We start from the raw sequence: 16,944 nt of genomic DNA, 5'->3' as shown, positions 1-16,944 counted from the left end.
TAATCGATTATATATAAAAAATGCGGTCGAGTATGTATAACCAAAGCCTTGTCCTATTGTTTGGCAATCTTGATGACATATGTTTTTCAGGGTTTCAAAATAAACAATAAAAAATTATTTGAGGAGGCAAATGTATGAAAAGAAAAGGAACCAAGCTAATTGCTCTGGCGCTTGTGGTATTGCTTATGAGCATGACCTTGTTGGCAGGCTGTGGATCATCAAAAACGGACGAATCAAACGGTCAGGGAGATGTTTCCAATGACCTTCCTACGGTTGGAATTTCAACAGGTTCTTCAGGTACTTCATGGCGTAATATCATGATTGACGCTTTAGATGAAGTTGGAAAAGAGTACCTGGATGCAGGAAAAATTGCCAACTACAAAATTGTCAATAACGTGAACAATGGGGATGCGACTGAGCAGGCAAATATCATTCGTGACTTCATTTCAGAGGGTGTTGACATCATACTTGTTAATCCGAATTCTCCCGATGCGTTGAACGGTGTTATCAAGGAAGCTCAGGATGCGGGAATCCTGGTACTTGCCTTTGACGCTACAGTAACTGCTCCTGACGTTGTGAATGTAACGCTTGACCACTATGTCTGGAATGTAAAAAATGTAGATTTTATCTGTAAGACAGTCGGTAAAGGCACTGTAATTCAGGTTTACGGACTTGATGGACATCCGGCTAATAATGAACGTATCAAGGCTACAGAGGATGTACTGAAGAAGTACCCTGACATTAAGATGATTGCCAGCACCTCTGGAGGATGGGATCAGACAAAGGCGAAAGAAGTAACAACTCAGATCATCGGTTCCGGACAGCAGATTGACGGTGCAATTACACAAGACAGTATGGGCTTTGGTGTGTTATCTGCATTCCAGGATGCAGGCAAGCTGCCAAAGGTGATGTTCGGAGATCCGGGAACAGCGTTCTTCAAAGAATGGAAAAAGCTTCGTGATGCAGGCGCAGACTTCAAGGCCTGTGCACAGCCAAATCCTCCGGGGATCGGCGGAACCGGCTTCAGAATCGCTTTAAATCTTTATAATGGCATGGAATTTAAAGACGATGTTTTAAAAGACGGTACATATTACTATGAAGTTAGCTCCTTCTATACCGACGAGAACTTTGATGAAGCTTGGGAAATGCTTAAGGACAAGCCGGACGATTACCTCTTGAGCGAAATCATGCCGCAGGACAAGGTGGACGAACTGTTCAAATAATAGCATATTAACACTGAATTAATTATTTAGGAGGCAGAACTACTGCCTCCCTAAATTATTATAATCACACCGGCCGGACATTTGCTCTGCAAATGTGGTTAGGTGCGTAAAATTGGGCGAGATAATATACGAAGTTAGTGAATGAAAGACGGGTGGAACTTGTATGATTTTGGAAGTAAAAGGAATCAGAAAGTGTTTCGGCGGAGTGGTCGCCCTTTCAGATGGAAATCTGGTATGTCGAAGAGGGAAGATAACCGGTCTCCTGGGGGCAAATGGTTCCGGCAAAAGCACCATTTCAAAAATAATTACCGGTGTTTATGATGCGGACTGCGGTGAAATTAATTATAACGGAAAGTGTGTCAAATATAAAAATCCTAATGAGGCCAGACAGGCCGGTATCGCTATGGTATTTCAGAACTTGAGTCTGATACCTGATTTAACCGTGTGGCAGAACATCGTTCTCGGGGCAGAGCAGAAAAAAGGGATTGGATTAGATAATAAGTGCGCCAGGGAGATATCCGAGGAGATCATCAGCAAGCTTCATCCGGGGCTTGATATCAATAAGAAGGTCAATCAGCTGAATCCCGGGGAAATGCAAATCGTGGAAATCGCAAAGGCGATCTCTGCAGAGCCAAAGCTGCTCATCCTTGATGAACCCACAGCAGCTCTGGAACAGGCACAGGTAAAAAACCTTTTTCATTACATGCGTGAACTTGCCAATCATGGTGTCTCGATGATTTTTACTTCACATAGAATGTGGGAAGTCATGGAGATTTGCGATGATGTTATCATATTCAGAAACGGGGAAAACGTAGCAAGCATCGATTTTCATAAAGAAGGTAAGGATGCTGAAAGAATCATTGGCTACATAACAGGAGACTCAAAAAAGACAGAATGTGAAATAGAGAACAGACAGATTGCCGGTGAAACTGTTTTAAGTATAAAGGGAATGAACTACGGAAAGCATCTGAGAGACATCTCTTTTGAACTGAGAAAAGGTGAAGTCTTAGGAATCGGAGGTCTTGCAGGACAGGGCCAGAACGAACTTTTGCTGGCACTTGCAGGGGCTTATCCGGAGATGAAATGTGAAGCTGAACTCAAAGGAAGAAAAATAAAGCTTACAAAGCCTGTAAATGCTGTAAGAAACAGCATTCTGCTTGTCCCCGGTGACAGGCAGCTTGAGGGGCTGTTCCTCAAGGACTCCGTCTATAAAAATACCATATTCCCCAAACTGGCTTTAAAGCGTCAGCCAATTTTTACACCATCCAAAAAATACAGGAAGGAATGTGAGCAAATCGTAAAGGCACTTTCTGTTAAAACACATAATATTGATACACCTGTGGGAACTCTTTCGGGGGGAAATCAGCAGAAGGTTGTTGTCGGGAAGTGGCTCACCTTTGATATCAATGTATTACTTCTTGCCGATCCGGCCAAGGGGGTCGATATCGGTGCGAAAAGGGACTTATATCAATATATTGTAGATATGGTAAAGGAAAAGAATACAAGTGTCATCCTGTATGCAAGCGACAGTGAAGAGCTGATTCAATATTGCGACAGGGTGCTGATCATGTATGAAGGACAGCTTGTAGAAACACTTGAAGGGTGTGATATCAATGAGGATGCAATTGTTTCCGCTTCAATGCGTGTCAATCGGACAACGGAGGTGAACTAGATGAATAAAATTACAAAGGTTTCACTCAGTTCAAGCTTTAAGAAGATTGTTTTAAAGCAAGAGTTTTCAAGCATGTTGATTCTATTGGTAATGTTTGCCGTTACCGCTATCCTTCAGGATAACTTTTTTGAACGTGGTTCCGTCGTCAGAAATATCAATGCTTTTGTTCCGCTGATCCTGCTGGCAATGGGGCAGGCGGTGGTGATTATATCCGGAGGCCTCGACCTCTCTGCAGGTGCGGCCCTTTCGCTTCTTACCTGTGTATTGACTTATATCATGAAGCAGGATAGTCCGGTTACTGGAGCTTACGCTCTTGTCATTGCCTTTGCAGTTGCTGTGCTCATTGGTGTGATCAATGGGATAGGGATCGGATATCTGAGAATTCCGCCGGTCATCATCACCTTCGCAACCTCTTACATATGGCTTGGAGCAGCGCTTTTTATCAGGCCTACTCCCGGCGGAGAATCGGTAAAATGGTTTAAGATCTTCTATGATGCTAAGGCAGCAGAGGGAGTTCCCGGGTTTGTTCAGGCAATCGGCTCGGTTTTACAGCCTGCTCTGGGGTTATTGATTGTCGGCTGCCTGTTCTGGTATTTCATAAGTAAGACTAAGACCGGCAGATATATCTATGCAGTGGGCAGTAATAATGACAGTGCTTATTCCACAGGAATCAACACTGCAAAGGTGCAAATGATGGCATGTATTATCAATTCCGTATTCATTTTTCTGGCAGCGCTGTTCTTTGTAGGGCAGAACCAATCGGGAGATGCGAGAATGGGAGACCCGATGACCTTAAAGGCCATCGCAGCCGCAGTTGTTGGGGGGATTGCACTGACCGGAGGCCGGGGAAGCGTCTATATGGCCATTGTCGGAGCCTTGATTTTAAGCTTTGTAAATAAGATTATATTTTTTGCCAACATTCCAAACGCATATCAGACCCTTGTCAGCGGGCTGATTATCATTGTTGCCATATCAGGTTCCATGGCATATTCTCACATCAATAAAAAGGCCATGCTAAAGGAGAAAGAATGATATGAATACCATGAAAAATGCAGAGAACATGAGCATTGCGCAGAAGGGTACGCTAAGCGTAATTCTCAATGAAAATAAAAAAACTATTGTTGCTTTCCTTCTGATTATATTGCTGTTTATACTGGGGGAGGCCATTGTATCAAACTTTTTCAGTGTAGGACAAATCCTTCTGACAATCAAGCTATCTTCTTTTATCGCATTGTTTGCGCTATGCCAGATGATCGTTATAGCCGCGGGAGGCGCCGGGCTCGATTTGTCTGTGGGTTATACGGCAACACTGACCGCAATTCTGACTGCATCGATTATGGACGGACAAAACGGGAACCTGTTACCGGCCATCCTGGTCGCTTTGGTCGTCGGTGCTGTGATCGGTTTCGCAAACGGAGCACTGATTGCTTATATAAAGCTTCCTCCGCTGGTTGTTACAATGGCAATGGCCAGTATCATACAGGGGATTATCAACGTATATACAGCAGGCAGAAATATTACGGGTAAACCGTCCCCGATCCTGGAAATCATTGCGGCTAAATCAACAGGAATCTTTCCCAATATTTTGTTCGTTTTGATCTCTCTGGCTGTGATTGTAATGATCCTTCTTTATAAAACGAGATGGGGCTTAATGCTCTTTGGGGTCGGCACAAACGAAAAAACTGCCTACCTAAGCGGTGTAAACGTTAAGGCAGTAAGGCTTGTTGCCTTTATGATCAGCGGAGTTGCAGCGAGTCTGATAGGACTTTTGTTGATCGGAAATATGGGCATTGCCTTTAAAGATATGGGTTCAAGCTATGTTATGCCGAGCATAGCCGCAGTGGTAGTTGGAGGAGTATCTCTTGTAGGCGGAGAAGGAAATTATTTCAGAGTAATTTTAGGCTCTATTTTCCTTCAGACACTTACAAACCTTCTTGTTGCTTTGGGCTGGGGAGATGCAGGAAAATGGCTGGGATTTGGCATCGTACTGTTCGCTTTACTGATTGCCTATGTCAGTGACAGACGTAAAAGGTAACTGAAGAAAGAAACAAGATACTCCCACAAGATGATTTAACCAAATTCCATAAATGTATACTTGGTAGGAAGGACTCATTATGGCAGAGGAAGCAACTAAAAAGCAACTAAAAAAACGTAGCTTATTTCGGGAAGAAATCTGTGATTACATAAAAGAATCGATCCTTTCGGGAGAATTGAAACCAGGAGACCGCATTGTAGAGACACGGTGTGCAAAGGAACTTGGCGTATCACAGTCTCCTGTAAGGGAAGCAATCAGAGAGCTTGAAATAATAGGACTTGTAGAAAACATACCGTTTCAAGGATGTTATGTAAAAGAGCATACAATCAAGGATGTGAAGGATTCCTATAAAGTGCGGATCAGCCTTGAGACCCTGGGAATGATGTATGCGGTGCAAAACATTACCGATGAACAGCTTCAGGACCTTTTCAACGTAATGAAGGAGATGGAAGCTGCTGCAGAGAACCATGAGTTTGATTTATACATAAAGCTTGATGCATTGTTTCATCAGAAGATCATTGAAGTTTCTGAGAATAAAATGCTGCTTCGGTTGTGGAGTCAATGCTATATAAGAGAATGGACTTATATTGCGACGAAAAAACTTTCAGACAAGGGTTTGAAAAATCTGGCTGTACGTCATGAGTCGATTTATGATGCTCTTGCTGAGCGTAATGAAGGAAAAGCATTACAGGCTGCCATTTCTCATTTGGAAGAGCTGATTGTAGAGATGGAAGCAAAGCAGAAGGAGTGAATGGATATGTCAGAAAAGAGTTTTTTTGAAAAAATCAAGGATATTCCAAGAAGAAGGTATATTACGCAGATAACCCCGCTGCAGAGACTGGCTCATTTATCACAGGCTCTAGGCGGGAACGTGGAACTCTATATAAAGCGGGATGACCTGCTTCCTTTCGGCGGCAACAAGACTAGAAAGCTGGAATTTCTCTTCCAGGAAGCAGTGGATCTTTCTGCTGACACGATCATTACAGCAAGTACGGTTCAGTGTAATCATAACCTCATGGCCATCTTAATGGCCAATATAGAGGGGATGAAAACCGAGCTGATTCTTGAAAACTGGGCAAAGTCAGACTACGATTACGAGCTTGACCCAAATAAGCACTTATATGAGTTTGCCGGTGTCTCAAGGACAGTCAGCTGCGGAGCTCCCGTTACCGGACCGCTTCATACCATGGAGCTTGCACTGGACATGAAAGCAGACCTTGAGGTGCAAGGCAGGAAGCCTTACATACTCGCAAGAGGCGGAACCTGTCCTCTGGGAAATTGCGGGTATATCCTTTGTGCCGAGGAACTGATCCAGCAGGGCAGAGAACGAAATCTTGATTTCGACTATGTGGTATGCCCAAGCGGTACCGGAGGAACACAGGCGGGCTTGATACTCGGATTTGAGCAGGCTGGCTACCCGGCTTCCGTCATTGGAATCAATGTTGCTCAAAAGAATGAGCGACAGCTGAATTCTGTTTCCGGAGCCCTTGAAGGAACGGCCTCCCTTCTGAATCTGGAAACGCCCCAGAAGGATAAGATCCGCTGCTATGAGGAGTACGTTGGAGAAGGCTATTCCAGACCCACTGTTGAATTGAAGGAGGCCATAGAGCTTCTGGCAAGGACCGAAGGAATCCTTCTTGATCCTGTTTACTCAGGAAAAACGCTGGCCGGGCTCATCGGACTGATCAGAAGTGGTGCAATCCAAAAGGGCTCAAGGGTGGTTTTCCTTCACACCGGAGGATTTCAGACCTATTATGACTATTCTTCCATGAAGGAAATGCTATAGGCGTTGGCAGGGGCATGAAACCCGCCGCTGATGCCGCCGATCAAACCAAAGGAGGCGAAACGCGTGGAAAATGAAAAAGTAAGCCCAATTGACAGGCAGGATGCCTATGGGAAGATAACCGGCAAAGCCAAGTATGTGGATGATTTAAAATTTCCCGGGATGCTCTACGTACAAACAGTCAGAATTCCCGTTCCCCATGCAAGGATTTTACATATTGACAGCTCGGAGGCCCTGAAGTTGAAGGGTGTTGTGAGAGTACTCACTGCAAAGGACGTTTTTGGAAGAAATCATTTGCCAAACGATAAGCCCGTACTTGCTGCGGAGGCGGTGAAGTGTACCGGAGACGGCGTAGCCCTTGTTGTAGCAGAGACAAAGTCACTGGCATTAAAGGCAGCAAAACTTGTAAAAGTAGAGTATGAGGAACTTCCGGCTATTTTTACTCCCGAAGAGGCATTTGAACCAGGTGCTCCCATCTTGCACGGCGACTCGAATTGTGCAATCACCCATAAAACCGTAAAGGGTAATATTGCTGAAGGTTTTAAGGAGGCAGATGTCATACTTGAAAGGGAATACGCTACCCAAAGGGCAATGCATGCAGCTATAGAACCGGATGGCGCCATCGTTGTGCCGGAAGCCGACGGTATCTCTGTATACTGCCCGGGAAAAGGCCCCTTTAATGTGAAAAGAGCTGTAGCCGCTGCCTGCGGCCTCAGCGAAAATCGGGTCAGACTGATTCAGCCTGCCATTGGCGGTGCTTTTGGAGGAAAGGACTGTGATATCAATGTCATAGCTTCCCGTGCGGCCATGGCTGCAATGCTTACCGGAAGACCATGTAAAATGACCTGGAGCCGGGAGGAAGTGCTGCTTGAGGGGAGTAAAAGACACCCCTTCAAATTAAAATATAAAATAGGCGCCAAAAAGAACGGACACATTACTGCAATAGAAATTAACGGCCTTGTGGATGTAGGCGCATACATAACAAAGAGTAAAGCTACCATATGGAGAGCTACCGTAGAGGCAACTGGACCCTATAATATCGAAAACGTCTCTACAACCATTGTCGGTGCCTATACAAATAATGTATATTCTGACGCAGTTCGAGGCTTTGGCTCGCCTCAGGTAGACTTTGCCTCAGAGTCGCTGATGAGCGAACTTGCGAAAGAACTTGGGATGGATCCTCTGGAGATCAGGCGCCTCAACGCCTACCGGGAAGGTTCGATTACTGCAACCAGTCAGGAACTGAAAAGCGTCAATCTGATAGAGTGTCTCGACAAGCTTGAACAGGTTTTTCCTCTTCATGAAAAGCCTGCAGCCCTACAAGAGGGAAAGGTACGGGGAAGAGGCATCTCCTGCATATTCCGCGGGGAGGCCAACGGGGCCGGAGTTACAACCCTGGACGCTGCAGCTGTAAACATTCATATTGAACGGGATGGAAGCGTAACGGTACTCACCGGAATCGCAGAAATGGGCCAGGGAGGAAGCAATATTGTGCTTCAGATGGTCAGTAAGACTCTAGGAGTCAGCATTGATCACCTGAAGGTCAGCCCGCTGGATACTGCCTATTTGCCGGACAGCGGAGCAACAGTAGGCTCCAGAGGAACGATCACATCAGGGAATGCCGCAGTCGTTGCTGCAGAAGATGCCAAAATTAGAATCGCTAAAGTCGTGGCTGAAGCTTGGTCGGTTGCTTCCGAGGAATTAATATTCGAAAATAACAGCATCTTTACAAAAAATAAAGAAAAACAAATCAGCTTCCAGGATGCCATCACTCTATGCTATACAAAGCTTCCGGGTGTTTTCGGTTACGGTTGGTGGTCGCTCCCCCCGGTGTGGTGGGATTTTGATAAAAACTGCGGCGATACCTATGCCTCCTTTAACTATGGAGCCTGCGGCGCAGAGGTTGAAATCGATTTATCCTCAGGAAAGGTTGAAATCATAGATTTAGTTGCGATTCACGATGTTGGCCGGGTATTGAATGAACCCGAGGTTAAGGGTCAAATCGCCGGAGGGGCTTCTATGGCCCTGGGCTTTACTTTGACAGAAGAAGTTGTGATCCAGAAGGGCCAGGTAAAAACGCTGAATTTTGATGGATATTTACTGCCCACAACCTTGGACTTCCATAACTTCAGACCGATGCCTCTGGAACCGAAGCAACCGGGGGTCAATCCGCTGGGGGTAAAGGGAATCGGAGAATCCTCCACCGCAACCCTTGCACCTGCGGTGATCAACGCCATTGAAAATGCACTAGGTGTCAGAATACGGAAGCTTCCGGCAGATTTGGAGAGCGTGTTCGCAGCAATTCAAGAAAGCGAAAGGCTGGGATCTATTAACGATGAAAATCAGCAAATTAAAGATTTGCGATTTTCTAGCCTAAATTCTGTCAACGGTTCTGAAGAACCGGAAAGAATGTTAAAAGGAGGGGAGACGCAATGATTAGGGAATTTTTTCAACCCGATACTTTAATCAAAGCACTTCAGCTGAGAAGAGATTATGAAGGATCTTCCCTGCTCGCAGGCGGAACGGATCTTGTGGTCGCCTTGCACAATGACAAGGGACCTGAAGGAAGCGTGATCGATTTATCCAAGGTTCATGAGCTAAAAGGTATAGAAGCAGCGGGAGGCCGCATAAGAATCGGCGCAATGACCAGCTTTACGGAGATCTCAGACTCGGAGATTTTAAGAAATGCGGCAAAGATGCTTTGTAATGCTGCGGCGACCATCGGTTCGCCACAGATCAGAAACCGGGGCACAATCGGCGGCAATATCTGCAATGCCAGTGCAGCCGCAGATAGTTTGACTCCGCTTCTCTGCCTTGATGCAGAAATGGAGCTTCAATCACTTGCTGCGGATGGAACCGTTGACATCCGGATCTTGGCGCTGGAAGATTTTATACTTGACAGCAAGAAAATCGCACTAAAAGGCAGTGAAATACTGACAAGCATTATATTGAAACATCCTGCAGCAGACATCCGCTCCTCTTTTAAAAAAATCGGAAGGCGAAATGCTTTGGCTATTGCAAGAATAAACGGATGCTGTGTATTCCGGCTGCATAACAACATCGCGGAGAGCGTGAAGTTTGCTTTAGGAGCGTCTACCTCAAAACCGGAAAGAATCAGAGCCGTAGAAGAATTTCTGACAGGCCGGGAATTAACCGCGGACCTTCTGAACAAGGCGGGGAAACTTGCAGCAGAGTACGTATTTACACAGACCGGAACACGCTCGTCAAGCGCCTATAAGCTTCCGGTTATTGAAAAGTTTACGGTTTCACTTATTAAAGAGGCTTTGGGAAAGGAGGAATAAGATATGGAAAAATTGGAAATTCGTTTTCTGTTAAACGGAAAAGAAGTTGGTATGGCTGTTGACCCTGAAATGACACTTTTAAACCTGCTTCGTGAAGAACTATTTCTCACAGGAACAAAGGAGGGCTGCAGCTCGGGCGAATGCGGCGCTTGCACCGTGCTGATGGATGGAATTGCTGTGAACTCCTGTCTTGTACTCGCACCTCAGATCAATGGAGCCGAAATTATAACCATTGAAGCCCTTGAGCAGGATGGCAAGCTTGACCGCCTTCAGCAGTCCTTCATCGACCATCATGCAGTGCAATGCGGGTTTTGTACTCCCGGAATGCTTATGAGTGCAAAAGCCTTACTTTTAAAAAATCCACACCCTACGCAGGAAGAAATCAAGATCGCTCTTTCGGGAAATCTCTGCAGATGCACAGGCTATCAAAATATCATTGCTGCAGTTGAAGGGGCAATAGACAACGATGCTGTATAAACTGAATGATAAACTTACGATCCGAAAAAATATGATCTATGGGTTCCAACATGTGATCTTTATTGCGCTATCTACGGTGGTAATGCCAGTGGTAGCCGGGCCGCTGCTGGGACTTTCCCAAAATGAAATTGCAGACATGCTGCAAAGAACCTTTCTCATCAGCGGGGTCATTTCGATCCTGCAGGTGAAATTCGGACATGGATATCCCATTCTTGAGGCTCCGGCCGGGTTTTGGATCGGTATTCTGACTCTTATGGCAGGCCTCGCTCCTGCGGTGGGGAAGGATCTGCCGACTCTGCGTACAGACATGGAAGGAGGATTGATGATTGCGGGCATCGTCGTGATACTGATCACGATGGCGGGATGGATTCCGCGTGTTACAAAACTGTTCACTCCTGCGGTCAACAGTGTTTTGATTCTCTTGATGGTTCTTCAGATCAGTCCAAGTATTGTGAAGGGTATGCTTGGAATCACAGCGACCAATCAAACGGCAGACTTCAAAGTGGCCGCAGTGTTTTTCGGGGTTGTGGTGATCAACTTAATGCTGAATCTTTTCACCAGGGGATTTTTGCAGAGCATTTCAACGTTAATCGGCATCCTGACCGGATGGATCGCAGCAGCATTTCTAGGGATGACAAATTCGCCCTACCAGACCGGAAAGGGATGGATTTCCCTGCCGGAGATATTTGCCTGGGGAAAGCCAACCTTTGATGCAGGAGTCACAGCGACTTGTGTGCTCGCCTCACTTGTTCTGCTGTCCATGACCTATACCAGCATCAAAAGCATGGCGGAATTGATGGAAGATCAAGTTTCCGTAAAACAATGGAATCGTTCCTTTTCCATACATGGTTTCACGACCTCATTGACCGGTGTTTTTTCCATCATCGCATTTATGCCATACTTATCTTCCACAGGATTTCTTGCGATGACAGGTGTTGCCGCCAGATCACCTTTTATACTGGCTGGTGCTGTGATGATTTTAATGGGAATGATTACCCCGGTGGGAATGTTGCTGGCCACAATTCCGATGGCAGTTGGATGCGGCGCGCTCCTCGTGATTTTTGCCCTGATTTTGGGCCAGGGTCTGAAAGAACTGCAAAATACGAAACTAACCAACAGAGAGTGTTTTGTTATCGGTATTTCACTGATCGTCGGGATTGGCACGATGTTTTTGCCGGAAGAGACCTTTCAGGCGCTTCCGGGTGTAGCCGCATATATTTTGCCTAACGGCTTGGTTGACGGGATCCTGCTTGCACTAATTCTGGATAATATTCTTCCCAAGAAGAGTTAGGGGGAATTCATGGCTGGGTAACCTGTCAAGTTAGATAGGATGGCCCCATAATAATTTGGTGCAACAGAAAGATTAAAACCCTATAACTATTGAAGTTATAGGGTCTTTTAAACTCATAAGATGATTCGAACAACCTCCGGACCTATAGCGTACCCGAGTTTTATAGCATATTAGAACGAATCTGTTCGGCCAATGCCTCATACTCTGAATCAGTTAACTTCACTTTTCCGCTGTTCATTTCGAAGGTTGTTGCCCACTCCACACCATCCTTGTACTTAGGCACCAGATGGAAATGAAGGTGCTTTCCGGTGTCTCCATAGGCTCCATAATTGACTTTATCCGGGTTGAAGGCTTTATGAAGAGCGTTAGCTACTTTCGCCATATCAGAAAAATACCCGTTACGTTCTTCATCAGTAAAATCAACCAGTTCGCTTACATGCTGTTTCGATGCAACGATACAGCGTCCTTTGTGACTCTGTTCCTTGAATATATAAACGATACTGTGCTCCAGTTCACAGCATGGATATCCAAATTGAGCGACGAGCTCACCCTGCATGCAATATGCGCAATTTTGATCTTTCATAAGTGATTCCTCCTATTAATCCTTTGTTATTTATAAATACATTATAATCAATTAATTGCCAGAAAACTATATTTTTATGATTCTTCCCGTCTCGTCGGATGTTCGAATCCTTTTTCCGCTTAAATCAGCACCACCCGTAAAACGGGTGGTGCTGATTTAAGACGTTCTTTATAAAATATTATAAATAGTTTATAAAATTCACTAGGTTATAGTGTTATTAGTGCTTTGCTGATTCAAAGCTATATAATTAAATAAACCTTCTGTAAAGTAGTCTCCCATAGTATCTGCATGATGAATAAGTCTATCATAGATATCTATATCTTTAGCGTAATCTTTAGTTAAAATTGCAATCATTTCATCCATAGTATACTGATAAAAGGTATATATTAGATTTCTTGTTTCCGTTTCATCCCAAAAAGGATTTATGGCGGCCATAAATTTCGCTCTCTCATCTGCGAGTTGATACAGTTGTTGCGTTATTTGATCTATTAAATTGGAATCACCTTCAATTTCTGCTTCTAATAATGATCTAAAAAGTACAATTTGCTGAGATAATAATTGGACAAATTTAACTGCATTATCGTATCCAACAATATATTGAAGAAGATTACCGAATTCCTGGGGTGTTTCATATAAACGATTAAATACATCATTCGCTATTTCTAATCCAGCAGACCTATTAACCATGTAAGCTCTAGACCAGGTTGTTATATCTCTCCAGAGATTCCTGATAGCGAATAATAGATTCATTTGACCGTATGTAATGGTTGGCTCACTAACTCTATTACATTGCATTATACTTACTCCTCACTGTTCGTGATTTAAATCCTATCTATCATATTATGTGGTTTACTATAGAAGTGTTATAACTGAAAGATTGAAACTTAGTTAAAGCCCTAAAGTTATTGCTAATTCTTCTTCTGGTGATAGAATAAGTGTGACCGTAGGAATAGAGCTTAGCCAGGCCTCATGCCAGGCTGCAGTAATCATACCGTAGTGATATGGGTTGGTCTACTTGTAGGAAGAACATGGCATGGAGAATGAAAAAATAACTTACTTAACAGTAGATCGTGAAGATGGACCAAAGAAAAACACTCCATCTGCATTGTTGTACTGTTAAAGTGCAAATAAATGAAATTATAGAGGAGGAACAATTATGACGATGATTAGGCTAGATCTAATCGGAGAAATATCTGAAAGAACATGTTTGACCAAAAATGCTTCCGATACATTTTTAACCGCTATGGTTGATGTAATAACGGATAAGCTGACAAAGAAGAGAAAGTACAGATTGTACGATCAATGTGGGAGTTGAAGAAAAAAAGATTGAATAATATGAAGTACAGAAAAAGGGGAAATATGCAAATTAGTCAAGCAAGCCAGGGAAAACCCGGCTTTTTTTAATTTTTGACATATCGTTTTATAGAAAGATAAAAAGAAAATATTGTAAATGTTTGTCATATGAGGTAAGATTTAAACATCATTGATTTAGGAGAACAAGACATGACTATGAGGGAACTTTTATTGGATTATAAGGATAAGATATTAGAAAATATTTCTTCCACGTTTGAGTCATGTACTGACTTTCAAGAGATAAGAATTAATATTTCTGCAGTGTTTAAATGTAATTATTTGGGAGAAACATGTATATTTAAGTATTTACTTGCAAGTAGTGAGAATCTGGATGAATCATACTCGGATTATTTAAGTATTCATTCTGAGTCAATGCTTAAGCTTTCGAGTTGTCTATCTTTTCCTAAAATACTCGAATATAAATACATAGAAATTGATGGTTATACATTCTTAGCAGTAATAGAAGAATACTTTCCTTTTGATTTTACAAGTGGAATACTTGAAATATATAATCAAAAAAAACAAAATATTATTGAAACTTGCAAGTGGTTTTTAATTGAACTGTTAGGATTATATATAAAAGGACATGATTTTGGGTTCGTTTCTCATCGAGATTTATCATTTGATAATCTTATGTTTAATAAGAATTATGAATTAAAGATGATAGATTTAGGAAGTGCAAAATCTGCATATGCAGAAACGACAGTATTTCATATTATGGCGCCTACAAAACTATTTTACTCTGCTCCTGAATATGAACAAATTCATAAGACCAATAAAACTAATGATGATTTAGTTCGAGCTGAAATTTATACAATTGGCCTATTAACACTCTCTTTATTAAACGCTTTACACGTACGTGCGTTTCAAGAGAATGAAAGACAAAAATGTGGAATAATTATCTGGTTAAAAGAAAATGAGAGGCTTCAATTACCAGAAGAAAGATTGAGCGAAAAGAATAAAATTGATTATATTTATTATGTTTTAATAAATATATTTGGTGGTGATGAAACAAATAAATTGTTTAGGTTACTGCGTGCGATGGTAGATAAAAGTGTTTCATCAAGACTGCAAAACTATAAGTTCATTGTTGATTATTTAGGGAGGGATTAGGAATGGGAAAGTTGTTCATAAACGCCACTAAACAATTTGGTAATAAAATTGAAAATGCAATTCAGAATTCCGATGGAAGAATTGACGGTATTCATTATAGTATTGCTGATATTCCATGTAGTAAAAAGGAAAAGTTAAATACAGAAGGTATTATAGTTCTACGTGAGTTTCCTTTATACTATTTAACCATTAGTAATGATTATTTAGACTCATATTTAGACCAGACACCAGTCGATTTGGGAGAAGGTAAGAAGTTTATTCCTAATGAAAATAATAATAAGCTAATATGCCTGAATAGCCATATAGACTTTTCCTTTTTTAAAAGTCTTCCACTCTCTCCATATGAGTACTCAATAAACCGTGATAGTTTTCAAGAGATGGTTTGTAATTTTTACGATAAATATTATGTTGATAGCTATCTAATGACACCAACTTTTACATTTAATAAAATTAACTCTTGGGAAGAGGTTGTGCTCGCAGATACTCTAGAAAGTACAAAAAACTATTTGCATGACAATCATAAAGAAAAAGTAATACTTAGTGTTTTATTAGACCCAGCTTTATTAGAAACTTCTGATGTGGCAAGCAACATTATTAATTATGTTTCAAGGTTTAATTTTATTGATAGTTTGAGCTTAACAATTATTAGTGATGAGTCAATGTATTACTATAGTAAGGATGTATACAAAAATATATTAGTTTTTATTAAAGAACTAGTATCTCATAATATTAATGTTTATTTGCAGTATTGTGGAATTAAAGATGCTATATTTTCAGTTCTAGATATAGAAAGGTTTTCTGTGGGATGGTTTGGTAGCTATAGAAACTTTGATACAAACACAAAAGGGATATCCGAAATTAGTACCACCGCCTTTGGCAAAAGAATTAAGAAGGTTCTATCTGAAAATTATATGTCAGAGGTGCCACTAAGTTATCTAGATGTTCTGTCTGATGATAATTGTTTTAGAATGGTTGGAATTAAAAAATCAGATATTGAAACTACAAACTATATATATTTAGAACAAAAATATTGGAATGAGATGCTCAAAATAATTAAAAAAGATAGTGATGTAGAAACTCAGCATTTTGGAGATGAACTAATATACGAAAGATGTAAGAGATTAATAAAAAAGATAGAAGATGCGATAGTAAATTTAAATGAGTTAATATCGTTGCTTGAAAAAGACGGACGAATGAGTGACGCATCAAAATTGACGCAAGGGAACTTAAAGTATGTTATACTATACAAAGAGGCTTTAGAGGAATACCAAAACAGATTATTTTTTTAGAAAGGGAGTGAGCTAATGTTTAGATATGAAATAGATTTAGTGAATAAATTTATTGATTTAAAAAGATTAGAAACTAACTTCATACGAGAGTGTTCATTTAGATGGGGGAATATAGATATTGTTGAGTACCAAACAAAATCGATTAGTTTTTTAAATTCAAAACAAATTAATTCTCTGAAAAATAAAGATAATTTACATGTATTTTCTCTGCTTTATAAAAAAAGACCCCACACTATAAATTATCTATCTAAAGAAACAAAATTAGATGAAAAAATTATGAAGAAAAAATTAAATAATTTAATTGAACTAAATATTATCAAAGATAATGGGAATTTATTCACGGTAAACGAACAAATTGATTTTCCAGATATAACAGTTATTTCATATGAGATGAAATTAACCGATATAAGAAAAGCATTGAATCAAGCTGTAATTAATAAAAAGTATTCAGACTATTCTTATGTCGTAATGCCTTTTGATAAATACGATTTGTGTATTAAATATAGAGAGCTGTTTCAAAAATGTAGTATTGGACTTATATTAGTTGATGATGAGCAAATAAAAGAAGTAATTAGACCGAAACGAATAAAAGAAATTAACTTTAATAAATTAGCATCTAAGATTAGATTAGTAAATGATATTGAAAATCATGTACTAATCTATTAGATTGGTAGTATCCCAAATTTTGTGTAACTCAAAAAAACGATGTAGAATATTGAAAAATAACGAAAGGGTTAAGGGCCTTGAAAAGCTCTTAACCCTTAACCATAGTATACATAAGCTTTTAAGCAAGTCAATATAAGGGGCCTAGTTTGCTCCCGGA

16 protein-coding genes are annotated in these 16,944 nt (G+C 41.3%); 14 read left to right on the top strand and 2 right to left on the bottom strand.

From position 1 onward, the window contains the following. The first annotated feature begins 134 nt into the window (after nucleotides 1-134). The 10 genes from KCX82_RS15455 (at nucleotide 135) to KCX82_RS15410 (ending at nucleotide 11,783) form a co-directional block, all read left to right on the top strand. Nucleotides 135-1,223: a substrate-binding domain-containing protein gene (locus KCX82_RS15455; RefSeq protein ID WP_227019392.1), complete on the top strand. Its 1,089-nt coding sequence runs from the start codon at nucleotides 135-137 to the stop codon at nucleotides 1,221-1,223. 163 nt (nucleotides 1,224-1,386) lie between these two features. Further along, nucleotides 1,387-2,895: a sugar ABC transporter ATP-binding protein gene (locus tag KCX82_RS15450; protein WP_227019391.1), complete on the top strand. Its 1,509-nt coding sequence runs from the start codon at nucleotides 1,387-1,389 to the stop codon at nucleotides 2,893-2,895. Beyond that, on the top strand, nucleotides 2,896-3,927 hold the full coding sequence (locus KCX82_RS15445; protein WP_227019390.1) for an ABC transporter permease: 1,032 nt from the start codon (nucleotides 2,896-2,898) through the stop codon (nucleotides 3,925-3,927). It abuts the gene before it with no gap. Nucleotide 3,928: 1 nt separating this feature from the next. Further along, nucleotides 3,929-4,930, top strand: a complete 1,002-nt coding sequence (locus KCX82_RS15440; RefSeq protein ID WP_227019389.1) for an ABC transporter permease — start codon at nucleotides 3,929-3,931, stop codon at nucleotides 4,928-4,930. A 79-nt stretch (nucleotides 4,931-5,009) separates the two neighbouring features. Further along, on the top strand, nucleotides 5,010-5,681 hold the full coding sequence (locus tag KCX82_RS15435) for a GntR family transcriptional regulator (protein WP_227019388.1): 672 nt from the start codon (nucleotides 5,010-5,012) through the stop codon (nucleotides 5,679-5,681). A 6-nt stretch (nucleotides 5,682-5,687) separates the two neighbouring features. Further along, nucleotides 5,688-6,716: a D-cysteine desulfhydrase family protein gene (locus KCX82_RS15430; protein ID WP_227019387.1), complete on the top strand. Its 1,029-nt coding sequence runs from the start codon at nucleotides 5,688-5,690 to the stop codon at nucleotides 6,714-6,716. Nucleotides 6,717-6,779: 63 nt separating this feature from the next. After that, nucleotides 6,780-9,149: a xanthine dehydrogenase family protein molybdopterin-binding subunit gene (locus KCX82_RS15425; protein WP_227019386.1), complete on the top strand. Its 2,370-nt coding sequence runs from the start codon at nucleotides 6,780-6,782 to the stop codon at nucleotides 9,147-9,149. Further along, nucleotides 9,146-10,015: an FAD binding domain-containing protein gene (locus tag KCX82_RS15420; protein WP_227019385.1), complete on the top strand. Its 870-nt coding sequence runs from the start codon at nucleotides 9,146-9,148 to the stop codon at nucleotides 10,013-10,015. The genes KCX82_RS15425 and KCX82_RS15420 overlap by 4 nt, the downstream gene beginning before the upstream one ends. A gap of 3 nt (nucleotides 10,016-10,018) precedes the next feature. After that, entirely contained in the window at nucleotides 10,019-10,492 is a 474-nt protein-coding gene (locus KCX82_RS15415; RefSeq protein WP_227019384.1) for a (2Fe-2S)-binding protein, read from the top strand. Beyond that, complete coding sequence (locus tag KCX82_RS15410) at nucleotides 10,482-11,783, top strand: uracil-xanthine permease family protein (RefSeq protein WP_227019383.1); 1,302 nt, start codon at nucleotides 10,482-10,484, stop codon at nucleotides 11,781-11,783. Before KCX82_RS15415 ends, KCX82_RS15410 begins: the two co-directional genes overlap by 11 nt. Nucleotides 11,784-11,943: 160 nt before the next feature. On the opposite strand, the gene KCX82_RS15405 is transcribed toward KCX82_RS15410, so the two are convergent. Both KCX82_RS15405 and KCX82_RS15400 read right to left on the bottom strand, forming a co-directional pair. Continuing rightward, a complete protein-coding gene (locus KCX82_RS15405; protein ID WP_227019382.1) occupies nucleotides 11,944-12,366 on the bottom strand; it encodes an HIT family protein in 423 nt (140 codons plus the stop codon). Between the two features lie 201 nt (nucleotides 12,367-12,567). Further along, a complete protein-coding gene (locus KCX82_RS15400) occupies nucleotides 12,568-13,161 on the bottom strand; it encodes a hypothetical protein (protein WP_227019381.1) in 594 nt (197 codons plus the stop codon). 361 nt (nucleotides 13,162-13,522) lie between these two features. Here KCX82_RS15400 and KCX82_RS15395 point away from each other — a divergent pair, with 361 nt between their 5' ends. From KCX82_RS15395 to KCX82_RS15380, 4 genes are all read left to right on the top strand, one after another. Continuing rightward, nucleotides 13,523-13,681, top strand: coding sequence for an HU family DNA-binding protein (locus KCX82_RS15395; protein ID WP_227019380.1), 159 nt, complete (start codon nucleotides 13,523-13,525; stop codon nucleotides 13,679-13,681). A 188-nt stretch (nucleotides 13,682-13,869) separates the two neighbouring features. Then, a complete protein-coding gene (locus tag KCX82_RS15390; protein ID WP_227019379.1) occupies nucleotides 13,870-14,832 on the top strand; it encodes a protein kinase domain-containing protein in 963 nt (320 codons plus the stop codon). A 2-nt stretch (nucleotides 14,833-14,834) separates the two neighbouring features. After that, nucleotides 14,835-16,121, top strand: coding sequence for a hypothetical protein (locus tag KCX82_RS15385; RefSeq protein WP_227019378.1), 1,287 nt, complete (start codon nucleotides 14,835-14,837; stop codon nucleotides 16,119-16,121). Nucleotides 16,122-16,136: 15 nt separating this feature from the next. Continuing rightward, nucleotides 16,137-16,787: a hypothetical protein gene (locus KCX82_RS15380; protein WP_227019377.1), complete on the top strand. Its 651-nt coding sequence runs from the start codon at nucleotides 16,137-16,139 to the stop codon at nucleotides 16,785-16,787. Nucleotides 16,788-16,944: the final 157 nt, after the last annotated feature.

The sequence above is a fragment of the Sinanaerobacter chloroacetimidivorans genome (genome assembly GCF_018128545.1).
GTDB lineage: Bacteria > Bacillota > Clostridia > Peptostreptococcales > Anaerovoracaceae > Sinanaerobacter > Sinanaerobacter chloroacetimidivorans.
This window is presented reverse-complemented; position numbering and strand designations above follow the sequence as displayed.

Bases quoted from the DNA above. Each gene is read 5' to 3' on its own strand.
- KCX82_RS15455 (WP_227019392.1), top strand. From the start codon at position 135: ATGAAAAGAAAAGGAACCAAGCTAATTGCTCTGGCGCTTGTGGTATTG.
- KCX82_RS15450 (WP_227019391.1), top strand. From the start codon at position 1,387: ATGATTTTGGAAGTAAAAGGAATCAGAAAGTGTTTCGGCGGAGTGGTC.
- KCX82_RS15445 (WP_227019390.1), top strand. From the start codon at position 2,896: ATGAATAAAATTACAAAGGTTTCACTCAGTTCAAGCTTTAAGAAGATT.
- KCX82_RS15440 (WP_227019389.1), top strand. From the start codon at position 3,929: ATGAATACCATGAAAAATGCAGAGAACATGAGCATTGCGCAGAAGGGT.
- KCX82_RS15435 (WP_227019388.1), top strand. From the start codon at position 5,010: ATGGCAGAGGAAGCAACTAAAAAGCAACTAAAAAAACGTAGCTTATTT.
- KCX82_RS15430 (WP_227019387.1), top strand. From the start codon at position 5,688: ATGTCAGAAAAGAGTTTTTTTGAAAAAATCAAGGATATTCCAAGAAGA.
- KCX82_RS15420 (WP_227019385.1), top strand. From the start codon at position 9,146: ATGATTAGGGAATTTTTTCAACCCGATACTTTAATCAAAGCACTTCAG.
- KCX82_RS15415 (WP_227019384.1), top strand. From the start codon at position 10,019: ATGGAAAAATTGGAAATTCGTTTTCTGTTAAACGGAAAAGAAGTTGGT.
- KCX82_RS15410 (WP_227019383.1), top strand. From the start codon at position 10,482: ATGCTGTATAAACTGAATGATAAACTTACGATCCGAAAAAATATGATC.
- KCX82_RS15405 (WP_227019382.1), bottom strand. From the start codon at position 12,366: ATGAAAGATCAAAATTGCGCATATTGCATGCAGGGTGAGCTCGTCGCT.
- KCX82_RS15400 (WP_227019381.1), bottom strand. From the start codon at position 13,161: ATGCAATGTAATAGAGTTAGTGAGCCAACCATTACATACGGTCAAATG.
- KCX82_RS15395 (WP_227019380.1), top strand. From the start codon at position 13,523: ATGACGATGATTAGGCTAGATCTAATCGGAGAAATATCTGAAAGAACA.
- KCX82_RS15390 (WP_227019379.1), top strand. From the start codon at position 13,870: ATGACTATGAGGGAACTTTTATTGGATTATAAGGATAAGATATTAGAA.
- KCX82_RS15385 (WP_227019378.1), top strand. From the start codon at position 14,835: ATGGGAAAGTTGTTCATAAACGCCACTAAACAATTTGGTAATAAAATT.
- KCX82_RS15380 (WP_227019377.1), top strand. From the start codon at position 16,137: ATGTTTAGATATGAAATAGATTTAGTGAATAAATTTATTGATTTAAAA.